This window comes from candidate division WOR-3 bacterium (assembly GCA_039802205.1).
Lineage (GTDB): Bacteria > Hydrothermota > Tepidihabitantia > SM23-42 > JAOAFX01 > JAOAFX01.
The window spans coordinates 19430-33345 of sequence record JBDRWD010000006.1 but is presented as its reverse complement, the minus strand read 5'-3'; the positions used below and the strand labels follow the sequence as shown (position 1 = coordinate 33345).

Genomic DNA, 13916 nt, shown 5'->3' with positions numbered 1-13916 from the left:
CCAAATTTTATTTTAGTCTTCCTTCCAATTTTTCAAAGGAAGCAATTGCGCGGGTGAAAAATTCAATCGCCTCGGCATTCGCATAAACCTTTCTTGCCTTCTCCCCTGCCTCAAAAGAATAAATTAAAGCTTTTTCATAATTCTCTGCCTGGTAGAAATGATAAGAAAGCAACCCCAGAAACTCTTCTTTACGCTCCTTTAACATCTGCTCCACAAATTCACCGATTCTATTATGTAATTCTTTTTTCCGGGCAAATGACAATGTCCCGTAAGCCACTTCTTGAGTCAGGATATGTTTAAAGAAATATTTTACCTGACGACCACCTTTTTGTTGTCTTATCAGATCAAACCGCTCCAGATTGCTAAGTGATTTTTTCAAAAATCTCTGTGAACCATAAATTCCCTTGAGCAAAAACTCATCAAACTCGCGACCCAGCACCGAGGCTACCTGTAAAACATCCCGATCATCGAGGTCAAGCCGATCGATCCGCGAAAGAATCACGGCTTCAACAGAATCGGGAAGTACCAGCTTTTTTATGTCGCCTCGGAAGCGCCAGCCTCCCCTACCTTCTACGATATAACCCTGTTCAATAAGGGATTTTATCAACTCTTCAATGTAAAACGGATTGCCCTGTGATTTATTAATTATTATTTTCTGCAAATCTTCAGGAATTTCCTTTATATTCAAAAGATTTCTCACCAATTGAAGACTGGCATCCTTATCAAGTTCATTTAAGTTAATGATTCGACTCCACTCTTTTTCCATAAACTCTTCTTTGTTTTTTAAAGGCCGATAGACAAGCGTGAGTAGAATTGGTATATCCTGAATATTCCTGGCAATATAATTAATCAATTCAATTGATGGATTATCCGCCCAATGTAAATCCTCAATCACCACTTGAAGAGGTTTCTGTTGGGCCAACGACTTCAGCAACTCAAATATAATATCAAAAACTCGCTGCTTCTTAAGTTTAGAATCGAAATGTTTAGTAAGCTTGTTCTGAGGAAAATCTATTCCCAGAATTTCACCTAGCAATGGTAACCAATTTACCAAGCCTTTATCCATAATTTCTATTTGTTTCTGGACTTTGGCGATCCTCAACTCCATGGGATCTTCAGGCAGAATGTGGAAAAATTCGTTAAGAACATCAATCCAGGGATGGTAGGAAGAGACACTTTCATAGGAAAAACAATTCCCTCTCAATATCTGGTAGTTAGCATTTTCCGCATATTTTATTCCTTCTTGCACCAGCCTTGATTTTCCAACCCCTGGCTCACCGGTAATACACAGAATCTGCCCCTTACCGGAACGGCAGTGTGCAATGACATTTTTGATGATGGCGATTTCGCGTGCGCGCCCAACAATCTGCGCACTCTCCCTAAGCCATCTGCCCAGTGTCTTCGCCTCAATAGTTTTTTTTGCCACAAGTTGATAGGTCCTTATCTTTTTCTTCTTGCCCTTGTATTCCTTTGCACCTAAGGGAATATATTCAAAAAGGTTATAAGTCTTATTAAATATCGGCTCACTCACCACAATCGTTCTATCCTTAGCCTTAGCGCCTAATCTTGCTGATAAATTAACTGCATCTCCCAGTGTGGCATATTCCCTTCTTAAATAATTACCTACCGGTGCAGCAAATATGGATCCCGAGTTTACTCCTGCCCGAAGATTGAAATTTTTCAATTCCGGATGATGTAAAATTTCATAACAAAAAAGCACTGCTCTCTTTTCGTCATCCTCATAGGCATTTGGAAAACCAAAAACCACCAGAAATCTTTCGCTATCTTTATAACTATCAATTGCATTTATCCAGCCATCATATCTTTCGGCAGTGGTGTGGACAATTTTATAAAGCTTCGTTAGTTTGGTCCGGGCGTCCCTCAAATTATGTTCATAGTCGATCCCTGAAAAATGAAGAAATACAATAGCAATTTTTCTATGTTCCCCATCTTGGGGACCAAAACTTGGCTTATGGGCAATTCTTTTTAATAACCATTGCGGAAGATAATTTTCCAGTGCCGGAGTTATTTTTCTAATCCCTGACACTTCTATTTCAGGATGAACCACGGGCTCCAAAATTCGTCTTTTCGTCCGAACATATTGCCACCCACCTTTTTTCGGTTTAAAAACGACATTATTAAGGTCATTTTTAATCTCCGCACTAACCACTATCTGCCCAGGGCCAGCCAAATCAATTATTCTCATTAAATAATTGATCGCTTTTCCGCCCAGAAAGAAATTATTTGTCAAATCCTGAAAATATACTTCACCCTTGGTAAGGGCTAAATGGACTTTAATGCGGAATTTCCCAACGCGAGTGGTGGTCTGGGCATGTGTTTTTACAAACGTGAGGATCTCCTGCGCCGCACATATTGCCCATTCGCTTGCTAAAGAAGTGCCTTCTTTTGCCAGAAAGAATACTAAAAAAGCGTCGCCACCAAAACGATAGATATCACCATTCCACTTATACACAATCTTAATGAGTGGATCAAAAAAACGATTAATTATACTGTTAACCTCTTCTGCCCCCGCCTTCCCCAAACGCGTAAGTCTCTCACTCATCGCAGTGAAGCCTGAAATATCAGCAAAAAGAAGGACGACCTTTAATCTTTCACTAATTTCGTGCTGGGGATCATAAATTTTTGATAAAATAATTTTACGCGGCAGAAAACTCGCCAGCGCCGTCGCAAAATCTTCTTTGGATTTTGCCATCCGTGCTCCTGCTTTTGGATTTTATCCAGAATCTGTCAAAAAATCAAGAGTCATATCTTTTGAAATTACAAAACCCTCAAATCCATTTTGGTCGCCGGATTGACTTTTAATAAAGTAAGAATAAAATATTCTATTCTATGCAGGATAATAGATTCTTCTCGGAAACTGAGGCAATATTGGCAACCCTGAAAAACAAAAAGTTTACCACGGTTTCCGGGTTTGCGGGTTCTTCGTTGTCAATTTTTATAATTGAACTTGCGAAAATATTCAATCAAATACTCTATGTGACTAACCCCAACAATATTGAAAGATTTGGTCCGGAAATTGCTGCCCTCTTTCCCGACACCGCAATAATAGACGCCGCAAGCCCATTTTTTGAATCCGCACACATTATTATAACCAGCGAAGAATATTTGAACAAAATTGTCAATGTGAAGGAACGATACGAACTTCACATCGGTATGACCATCAATCGTGATTTATTTCTCACCAAACTTTCGGCAAGCGGATTACAGCGCGAAGAACTGGTCGAGGAGGAAGGCGAATACTCAGTTAGAGGTGGTATCATTGATTGTTGGCTATATGACTCAGAACCTCTCCGAATTGAATTGGAAGGCGATATAATTGCCTCTTTGCGTAAATTTAATCCCCAGACACAACGCTCCGTAGAATCAATAAAACAATTTTCGTTGAAACTCGTCTCACCGGAAATACACACGAGAATCTGGGATACAATGAAACACACTGCGCTGGTTATCTCCGAAAAAAAACTTAATGATGCTGTGCAGCAATTGATATTACAGTCGCCATCGGAATTTAATCTTGCGTTGAGTTCCGCCCCCAAATACTATGGGAATCTACGCCAGTTACATATGGATATGAATAGCCAATTATACACCTACAAGTTTCTCTTACCAGAATCTGTAATCCCACATTTAGAATCCGTAATCGGCCAGATCGACGCATGTATCCTACCAATAAAAGAAGGCTTCATTGACCTCAATAAAAAAATAGTCTATCTTTCTGAATCCGATATTTACGGGCATCTTCCCAGAAAGAAAACAAAATTCCAGGGGCTTTTCATTGATGATCTTAAGGGATTAAAGATCGGCGACTATGTAGTCCATAATGATTTCGGCATCGGCCAATTTCAGGGATTGGTACCGATTGATTTTGAAGGTAAAAAGGTAGAATGCTTGCGCATTGATTATGCCGATGGTGACAAACTCTATCTACCGGTCGCAAAAATGAATCAGCTTGAAAGGTATGTGGGGTCCAATGATCGTCCCCCTAAACTCTCAAAAATGGGCGGTGAATTATGGCTTAAAACCCGACAACGAGTAAAAAAAGCTACGGAATTGCTGGCAAGAGAATTGATAAATTTATACGCCCGACGGCGATTAGTCCCGGGTTTTGCCTTTTCCCCTGATAGTGCCGAGATGACCGAACTCGAAGCCAGTTTTCCATTTGAAGAAACTCCTGACCAGAAAAAGGCGATCGCTGATGTAAAAAACGATATGGAGTCACCGCACCCTACTGAGCGTCTGATCTGCGGAGATGTAGGTTTTGGAAAAACGGAAATTGCCCTCAGAGCGGCATTTAAAGCTGCTCTCGATTCTAAGCAAACTATGATTCTCTGTCCGACCACCATTCTCGCATTCCAGCATTACAACACCTTTGTCCAAAGATTAAAAAATTTCCCGGCCCGGGTGGCGATGGTCTCGCGGTTTCAAAAAAAACACGAACTTAAAAAAATTCTCAAGGAACTTGCCGAAGGTAAAATTGATATTGTCATTGGTACCCACCGTCTGCTTGCTCCGGATGTAGTATTCAAAGATTTAGGGCTGTTAATCGTTGACGATGAACACCGCTTCGGTGTGCTCCAGAAGGAAAAAATTAAAAAAATTAAGCTAGGGATTGATGTCCTCTATCTCTCAGCAACACCCATCCCCCGGACTCTTTACATGAGTCTGGCTGGAATCAAAGATATCACTGTCCTTTATACTCCTCCACTGGGACGTAAAGAAATAGTAACCAGAATCATCCCATTTGATGAAGAGGAGATAAGAAAAATAATCTTATTCGAATTGAACCGCCGGGGGCAAATATTCTTTGTGCACAATCGCATTCAGACGATTGAAACAATAAGAGATCGGTTAAAAAAAATCCTGCCTGATTTACGCATCTGTTTGCTGCATGGAAGAATCAGGTCCTCAATAAGTGAGCGAAAGATGCTTGAATTCATTGAAGGTAAATATGACCTGCTTTTGGCTACTGCCATTATTGAATCCGGCATTGATATGCCTAATGTTAATACGATTATTGTAAATGAAGCCGATAAATTTGGACTGGCTGATTTGCACCAACTTCGGGGTCGTGTGGGACGCTCAGAGGTTCAGGGTTATGCCTATTTCATCATCCCCACCAAGATAACTGAAGAAGCCCAAAAACGGTTGAGTGCACTTATTACTTATACCACCTTGGGCTCTGGTTTCCGCCTGGCAATTCGCGATATGGAGATAAGAGGGGTGGGTAATATCTTAGGAAAGGAACAATCCGGTTATATATCAGCGGTCGGCTATCATCATTATGTTAAAATTCTTAACCAGGTCCTTAGTGAATTACAGGGGAAGGAATACGTTTGGGAGCCGATACTTAATTTAAAAATTCCGGGCTATATTCCGGCTGATTACATCTCCAGTGCTTATGAGAGAACTGCACTCTATAAACGGATCATGGAGGTGCAATCGATTCCCGAATTAAAAACTTTAAAGGAAGAGCTCATCGATCGTTTCGGCAAATATCCAGAAACCGTTGAAAACCTTTTTACAATCGCAAAAATTAGGCTTAAGGCAATAAGTCTAAATGCCCATGAGGTAATGCAAGTAAAAGATACTATCCGTTTCTTCCGCGCCGGCAACTTGATACAAGAATTAAACATTACTGCGCTTTAGAGATGTCAACTCCCACCACCTCATTTTCAATCTTGTCCAGATATATTAAATTGCCTGACTTCATAAATATTTCGTTGGCTTTTAAAAAGAAATCAAGTGCTTCAGCATACCGATTCTGCCTTTTAAAGTTTAATCCCATATAGTAGTATATTTCTGCAGTAATTGCATTCTCGGGCAATTTCACAGTGATATTGAGAGCCCGGTCAAAATATTCCTGAGCCCGTTTAAATTCACGGGAGGCGGATAATACTCGGCCATTATATATATATCCATAAACACGCCGATTGATATCAGGATTTTGGGCTAAATCGGCAAGGAGCCTTTTGGCTAATGATTTAGCCCGGGTAAGATTTGAAGACGCCAACCAATATTCCATTTCTTCAAACTGACAATCAAAGATGTATTGTTTTAATTTCAAACTTTTCGCATATGCATAAGCTCTTTTTAAATATCCTAATCCCTGTTTTCTTCTACCCGTTTCCCGGTAAAATTCGCTGAGATGAACATTGATAAAACAATAGCCTTCAGTAAAATTTGTCTCCCGTGCATATTTCAATGCCTGTTGAAAATTTTCCCATGCCTTATCCACCATCAGGCGACGCAGATAGATCATACCCAAGTTGTCGTAAATAAATACCATGTCCCTTTTTGCGTTAATTAATTTTGCGATATTTAGGGCTTTTACTAAATAATCTTCGGCTTTGAGCAAGCTATAGTGAAAATATAAACTACCCAAATCCAGAAGTGTTACCACAATTCCTGATTGATAACCAATTTCCTCATAGAGCTTCAATGCGTGGTGGTAATACTCCTCACTTCGGGAAAGATTCAGTTGTTGTTGATAAACCACTGCCAGATCTAAATAACACGCTGCCATTCCTTTTTTATCCCCAAGTTTTTGCCGGATTTGCAACCCTTTATTAAGATAAAAAATTGCCTTCTCAAGATCGCCTAAATACAAAAAAGCAACCCCCAATGTTATATATATTACTGCCAGTTCGTCCCCTGGTATCAATTTTTTTTTCTTAAGCAAATATTCGCATTCTTTTTTTGCCTTCTGATACTGCCCAAGACGGGTATAGATCCAGGCGATATTGCCTTTGAATTGATAAACGGCACTGGGCTCAGTAGCAATCTTCAACCCCTTATTAGTATAATGCAATGCGTTGCGATAATCACCCATCGTTTCGTAGATTTGAGAGAGCTTGTGATATATTTTATAATCCCGGGGATTGGTTTTTAAACAGGCATTAAGATTGGCTATTGCCTTTTCATTTTCTCCCATCAAATAATAAATCTCCGCGAGATTCATTTTTATCTTGTACAACTCATCAGCATTCTTTTCAAATTTAGACGCCGTTTCAAAAAATTCCACCGCCGCTTTATGAGCATAGTTTTCTTTGCATTTAAAAGCCGCCTGCTTGGAATAGAACAACGCCTTAGCCGAATCTCGCGCCTGGATGAAGTGCGCCGCAAGTTGCTCATAATAACCATGGATACGGCCGCGAAAATATTTTTCCATTGCCTCGCCCACCTGACGATGATATTTTACCAAATCACTTTGGGGAATATTTTTATAAATAATCTGCCGCACAATATCTTCGCTGAAGAAAAAGGTATCATCACCCCGTTCTTTAATGAAACCCAGCCGCAGCAACCGGTCCAGTGCATCCATAGTTTCGCCAACATTCTTCCCAAGGCAGAGGGCAATAATTTCGTAATTAAACTCCTGACCAAATACTGCGCTAACTTCTAAGAATGATTTTGTTTCTTCATCCAGAAATTGTATTTTTCGTAAAATTGTCGCCTCAATGCTGGTAGGTACCTGTATTTCCTTTTCCACCGTAAGTACCCATTCTTTGCCATTGTAAAAAATATGACCCTGACGCTCAAGTTCCCGGAGTATTTCTTCAATGTAAAAAGGATTACCACCACTCATTCTATAAATAAACTCGCTCAATTGCCGGGAAACACTTCCCATTATTATTTCCAGTAACTTTTCCACCTGGAATTCATTTAAAGGAGGAACATCAATTTTGGTATAGAAATTTTCCCGCGCCCAAATCCCCAAAAATTCATTGATGGGGGCATCTTTAATCTCTTCAATACGATATGTCCCCAGAATATGCAGATTCTGAGGCATGCTGCGAATTAAGAAATCTAAAAGTTCGCAACTGGTGCGATCGGTCCAGTGTAAATCATCAACAAGCAGCAAAACAACCCTTGGTGCAATAAATTCGGCAAGTTTAATAAAGAATAATTTTATACTCTCAAACAAGCGATACTTATCAAGCCCTTCGCTTTTTATAGAAACAATTGTATCCTCGGGTAGCAGTTTTATCAATTCCTCTCGGTGTACTTCCGGCAATTGCTTTAATACACGTTGAATTAATATAAAATCGCTATTTACAAAATCCCTGAACATATTGCAGAAAGGATGATACGGAACCAGAGCAAGGGCTGCATAGGAATTTGCCCGCAGGAAAAGATGCGATGTAAAGAGGTTTCGCACCTCCAGTGCCAGACGTGTTTTGCCAACACCAGCAGTTCCACACAAAAATATTGTAGGAAAATCATTCCAACGTTGAGCAATCAAATCCAACTCTCGCTCACGGCCAATCACAATTTTTGCAGGCAACTCAATCTTCTTGGTTATCTCGGCTTTTAATCCAATCCGATTTTTCCCCTCCTTTTTTGCCTGATACATTAATTTATCTGCTTGATTGATTAAATCTTCAACATGAGTACCATCGTCAGGATACAAAGCACAACCAATGCTGCAGTGAATCAGGTGCCCGCCGATCTCGGTCTGATTCAAATTAGCCAAAATTCTTTGTGCTAATTCAAAAAGACCGCGGGCATCAGTGTTAGGAACAAGCACCACAAACTCGTCACCGCCATATCTGACTACATTGTCCACCTCGCGGACTGTATTTTTTAAAAAATTGCTGAACTCGATCAAAATTCTATCCCCCTCCAGATGTCCATAATTATTGTTGATATCTCGAAAATTATCAAGATCAATAACAATAATACCAAACTTAGTGGCAAACCGGTTTGCCCTTTTTATTTCATTATCTACCCAGTGATAAAGAAAACGCCGGTTATAGACACCAGTTAGCTCATCGTAATATATCTCTCGCATCGGTTAATTATAATCAGAAATTGCTGTTAGTCAATTTATATCCTGGGGTGTGGTCTCAGAAGGGTATTGTTTACGAAAACTCCCTTTGATTTTGTCTTTTTCATTCATAGCGCAATGCCTCAATGGGATTGAGAGCTGCGGCCTTACGCGCCGGGTACATACCAAAGAAGATTCCTACTCCCGAGGAAAATCCAAATCCTAAAAGAATCATCCACAGACTAACCGCGGCTTTAAGCGGCGAAACAATGGAAATCAACCAGGCAAGGAGCACACCCAGAAAAATACCAATAATACCTCCAACAAGGGCCAGGGCCGATGATTCAGCAAGAAACTGAAATAAAATATGCTGATTAGAAGCGCCCACAGCCTTGCGGATGCCGATCTCTCTTGTTCTTTCGGCGACGGAGACCAACATGATGTTCATTATCCCGATTCCGCCCACGATCAGTGAGATCACTGCGATCGCAACAATCGCTACAAAACCTACCCGGGTTATATTCTGATATAATTCAAATAACATTTGCTGGGTTCCTAATTCAAAATCATCGGGTTGATCAAGACGCAATCCATGCCGGCGCCGCATCAATTCCCTTATTTCATCCATTGCCTCCTCCACTTTTTTGGGTTTCGGCACGACACTTATTGTATATCCGCCGAAAGCCTTCTCAAATAAGGTTGTTCTACGCCGGGGAAAGATTTTTTCATAAAATGAATATGGGATAACGATAAGATTGTCCATACTCTGCCCAAGAAATGAACCTTTTTCTTTGTATACACCAATAATCCTAATGCGGTGTGCCCCAATATTTAAATCCTTACCAATGGGTGATTCATCACCAAAAAGATTTTTCGCCACATAAGCACCAATGATTCCCACATTTCTTTTATATAAAATATCTTCTGCATTAATATCACGTCCCACCTCGACAATGTAATTGTGCGATTTAGAAAAATCTTCACTTGAACCCTCAATGGAAGTTCTGGCAATCTCTTTATCCCGATACTTTAATTTGGTAAAGTTCTGCTCAATTGTGGGGATTGCTGTCTCCACCGAGGGTAATTGTTTAATAGCCAGGGCATCCTCCGGGGTCAAATCCGGGCGCTGAGCGATCTCTTCAATATTAGCTGGCCCCATCTGGACCATTGAATACTTGGTAACAAATATCAAATCTGAGCCAATTGACCTTATCTGTTTTGCCACTGATTGATTCAGTCCTTCAATGAGAGAGAGAATTACAATAACGGTCGTTACTCCGATGATAATACCCAGCGCTGTGAGAAAAGAACGGAGTTTATGTGCTTTAAAGGTCTGCAATGCGATGTCAAAAATGTCCCTCATAGCTTATTCGGGAATGATCTTCCCATCAATAATTTTGAGAATCCTCTGCGCGTGCTGAGCAATGTTCGGATCATGGGTGACTAACACCACGGTATGTCCCTCTTTGTGCAACTCATCAAATAGCTCCATAATTTCTTTTCCCGTCCTGGTGTCAAGATTACCGGTTGGTTCATCCGCGAAGAGGATTTTAGGATTATTGATTAATGCCCGGGCGATTGCCACGCGTTGACATTCACCGCCCGATAATTCATTCGGTCGGTGGTTCATTCGGTCGGCAAGTCCCACTTTTTCCAAAATCGCTGCGGCGCGTTCTGTGCGTTCCCTTTTTTTGACTCCAGCATAAACCAAAGGCAGGGCAACATTTTCTATAGCGGAAAGCCGGGGTATGAGATTAAAATTTTGAAAAACAAAGCCGATAAACCGATTCCGAATCTTCGCCAATTCGGCATCAGTATAATCCGAAACCTTTTTGTCGGCAAAGTAATATTCGCCTCGAGTGGGTGTATCCAGACAACCCAGAATATGCATCAATGTTGATTTCCCGGAGCCGGAAGGACCCATTATGGAAATATATTCATTCACTGCAATCTCCAAGCTTATCCCCCGCAAGGCTACAACCTCAACCTTGCCCAGATTATATACTTTATAGATATTTACTGCACGACAGAGGAGCATAAGAGTCAAATGGATAGTGCCAGACACCCCTGATGAATAGGTGGGAGTTTTCTTTTCTCATTTTTCCAATTCTGTCTCTTTGAAGTCCACCTTTGTTCCTTCCTTTAACTTTGAAAGCACCCGGTAAGGTCCCACGACAATCGTATCTCCTTCGTTAATACCGGAGATTATCTCGATTTCCTTATCACTTGACAAGCCGGTTTGGACTTCTTTGAGAATAGCCTTCTTATTTGCAACCACAAATATTGATTCGGTCAGCTTATCTTTTATCTTTCTTTTGCCTACTGCTTGGATTGGAACAATTATTACCTCGCTCTTTTTGCCGGTTACTATTTCCGCCTTCACATTCATTCCGGGGCGTAAACTCTCTGAAAAATCAACAAGCTCTATCTCCACTTCAAAATCAGTTATCTTTTCCGTGCTTGTTGCGATTGAAGTAATAGGCATCAATCCCACTTTAATTACTTTTCCTTCAAAAACCGAATCCGGCAAAGCATCTGGAATTACTTCGGCTTCCTGACCTAATTTAACTTGAGGGATCTCGGTTTCATCAATCTTTACCACCGCAATCATTTTGGACATATCGGCAATCGTTGCCAGAACGGTCCCGGGATAATTCAGTGTTCCCATCACGGCGGTTTCACCCTCTTCAATATTTAATTTCATAATCTTTCCGGCAATAGGAGCATAAATTTTGGTCTTTTTATAGGTATCCAATGCCTGCTCATAAGTTGCCCGGGCAGATTCGTAATTCAACTCAACATTTTCAAAGTTCTCTTTACTGATCAAACCTTTTTCGTAAAGGCTTTTACTCCGCTGGAAAACCTGCTCCGCCTGTCTCAGTCGCACCTCGGCTAACTTATAATTTGCTCGGGCCTGGATGTCGTCTAATTCAATCAACAAACTACCCTTTTTTACAAAGTCACCTTCTTTATAATAAATGCGCTTTATCCGACCGATCGTCTCCGCCGAAATATCAACCTGGACCTTTGCCTTTAACTCTCCGTCGGCACTCACCTTGGAGATAATTTCGCCTTTTTTTGCCACCACCACCTCCACCTTCTCACCCGCGGTACCCGAACGGAGATTGAGAATAACAATCAATATAAAGATGATTACTATCCCACCAATAATAAATATTTTCTTCATTGTGCCCCCAAAGTGATCATTCCCAATAAATAAGAAAAATTTGCCTGCTGCAGATAATAATCATTAAGTGCTTGAAGATAATTAACCCGCGCATTGTAATAATCCTCTTCTGTTTTTAATAAATCCAAAAAAGAAATTACCCCTAAATTGTACTGCTCATAGGCAATTGCGCTTGCCTCACTTGCCACTTCCAGGCTTTTGCGTGAGAATCTTAACTTGTCAATCGCTTCCTGAAAACCATAATAGCTCGTAAGCAGTGCTTTCTCGGACTCAAGGGTAGTTTTCTCTAAATTGAATTTTTTTATCTGCAAATCCTTTTTTGCTTCCAGATAGTTAAAAATCAAAGATTTAATCTCAAAAATCGGGAAACTGATATTCACTCCATAATTCTTTGTTGTATTCCTTTCCAGATAATCAAAATCCAGAGAAAACGAATCCACTTTGGTATTATAGCCATAAAATAGCGAAATTTTTGGTAGAAATGCTAATATCGCAAACCAAAGGTTTGTTCGTGATAAGTTATACATTTGCTTTGCCAATCGGATGTTCCAATTGACAGTCTGAAGGAGCTTTTTTAGCGAATCCAGATCGGGTAATACAAATGTATCCGGGGTAACAAAAGTATCCGTCGGGTAGATATCTCGGTCAATGTTTAACAGTGCCTTTAATTCCTGCTGCGCTTGTGCTTCAAAAGCCTTGGCCCGTGAATTATTCTGCAAGGTTTGAAAATAGAAAACCTCGGCCTGAAGCAACTCCAATCTCGATGCTGAACCCAGTTTGTATTTTATCTCCGCAAGTTTTTTATTCTCTAATGCCCTTAGCATTGCTTTATCTGCAGCCTTTACTAACTCATTAGCAGTAATGATATTGTAATATGCTTTTTTGATATTAAGCACCAAATTGCCGACATCTTGCTGATATTTAATGGTTGCTCCTTGCTTTTGTCCATGAGCAGTAAATATTGCGCTTATTACATCAAGATCAAAGAGAGGAAAAGTAAAATTGATTGATCCAGCGTAGTAAGTGCTTTGGATTTTTTGATATTCACTCTCAGTCCAAGAACCGGTTGTAGAATTAGTGGGCAAAAGATAAGAAAGAGCCCTTAAAAATTGAATCTTAGTCTTTGCCAGTGTCGCTTGGGATTCCAGGTACGTGGGGCTCCGGTTTAAAGCAATATCAATTGCTTCCTGCAGGGAAATTGTATCAATTTGCATGAGGAAAATAATGGCGAAAAACATCGACAAATTATATCCATCTTTTCACAAAAATCAAGCAAAAATTTGATTTTGGGAAATAGGAATGGATACAATTTTTATTACTGCTGATAAAAAAAGAATCACTTTGCTTTTATCACAAAAATTTTAATTAAGGTCGGATTGAAATTTCTTTAGTAGTTCAACAAACGCAGAAAAATCGCCATCATTGAAAGAATCATCTGCAATCCTTATTCGTGGTCCACTAAAAAGGGTGATATATGCTGTAGGCTTTATTACCTTGCCTCCAATCATAATTGTAACTATGCGCCGACCCAGTTTTGTAAAAAAATCAATACCAGTTATTTGTTCTTTATTAATCCTAACCAGTCTTCTTTCTTTCCCCCGGTAGAAATTTATTCCGCTTTTATCTATCTCAATAGCCCTGATTCCCCTTTGCAACCAGATAAGAAAATCTATCACCATATAAAGTACCAGTATGACAAACCCGATAAGAAAAATGGCAGTGGTATATAAATTGCGTAAAGACAAGAGAATAAATAACAATATCCCCCCCAAGATGATGCCACCGAGATTCGTAAAAATCAAATAATTTGCCTTTGCTTCCATTCGGAAAATAATATCTTTCTTTAGATTAGCCCCCTGGTCAGGCACAATATCATTTGAAGGTCTCCTTACTGCATTAATTTGGGGAGGTGGAGATTTTTCATCAATCAATATTGTCTCC

General features: G+C 40.1%; 8 protein-coding genes. 1 reads left to right on the top strand and 7 read right to left on the bottom strand.

Annotated features, from left to right (window positions below):
• Positions 1-7: 7 nt before the first annotated feature.
• The gene (locus tag ABIL39_02250) at positions 8-2713 is read right to left on the bottom strand and encodes an AAA family ATPase (protein ID MEO0164941.1); all 2706 of its coding nucleotides are present in this window, start codon (positions 2711-2713) and stop codon (positions 8-10) included.
• A 137-nt stretch (positions 2714-2850) separates the two neighbouring features.
• Between ABIL39_02250 and mfd the strand changes: the two genes are divergently transcribed.
• A complete protein-coding gene (gene mfd / locus ABIL39_02245) occupies positions 2851-5667 on the top strand; it encodes a transcription-repair coupling factor (GenBank protein MEO0164940.1) in 2817 nt (938 codons plus the stop codon).
• On the opposite strand, the gene ABIL39_02240 is transcribed toward mfd, so the two are convergent.
• The 6 genes from ABIL39_02240 to ABIL39_02215 all read right to left on the bottom strand — a co-directional run bounded on the left by ABIL39_02240 (position 5654) and on the right by ABIL39_02215 (position 13906).
• Positions 5654-8812 (bottom strand): diguanylate cyclase, encoded by a 3159-nt coding sequence (locus ABIL39_02240; protein ID MEO0164939.1) that lies wholly within the window; start codon positions 8810-8812, stop codon positions 5654-5656. The two genes, mfd and ABIL39_02240, sit on opposite strands and share 14 nt — an antisense overlap.
• 100 nt (positions 8813-8912) lie before the next feature.
• Positions 8913-10151 (bottom strand): ABC transporter permease, encoded by a 1239-nt coding sequence (locus ABIL39_02235; protein ID MEO0164938.1) that lies wholly within the window; start codon positions 10149-10151, stop codon positions 8913-8915.
• Between the two features lie 3 nt (positions 10152-10154).
• Positions 10155-10826 (bottom strand): ABC transporter ATP-binding protein, encoded by a 672-nt coding sequence (locus ABIL39_02230; GenBank protein ID MEO0164937.1) that lies wholly within the window; start codon positions 10824-10826, stop codon positions 10155-10157.
• 57 nt (positions 10827-10883) lie between these two features.
• On the bottom strand, positions 10884-11975 hold the full coding sequence (locus ABIL39_02225; protein MEO0164936.1) for an efflux RND transporter periplasmic adaptor subunit: 1092 nt from the start codon (positions 11973-11975) through the stop codon (positions 10884-10886).
• Positions 11972-13213, bottom strand: coding sequence for a TolC family protein (locus tag ABIL39_02220; GenBank protein ID MEO0164935.1), 1242 nt, complete (start codon positions 13211-13213; stop codon positions 11972-11974). The genes ABIL39_02225 and ABIL39_02220 overlap by 4 nt, the downstream gene beginning before the upstream one ends.
• A gap of 123 nt (positions 13214-13336) precedes the next feature.
• Positions 13337-13906, bottom strand: a complete 570-nt coding sequence (locus ABIL39_02215; GenBank protein ID MEO0164934.1) for a hypothetical protein — start codon at positions 13904-13906, stop codon at positions 13337-13339.
• Positions 13907-13916 lie beyond the last annotated feature (10 nt).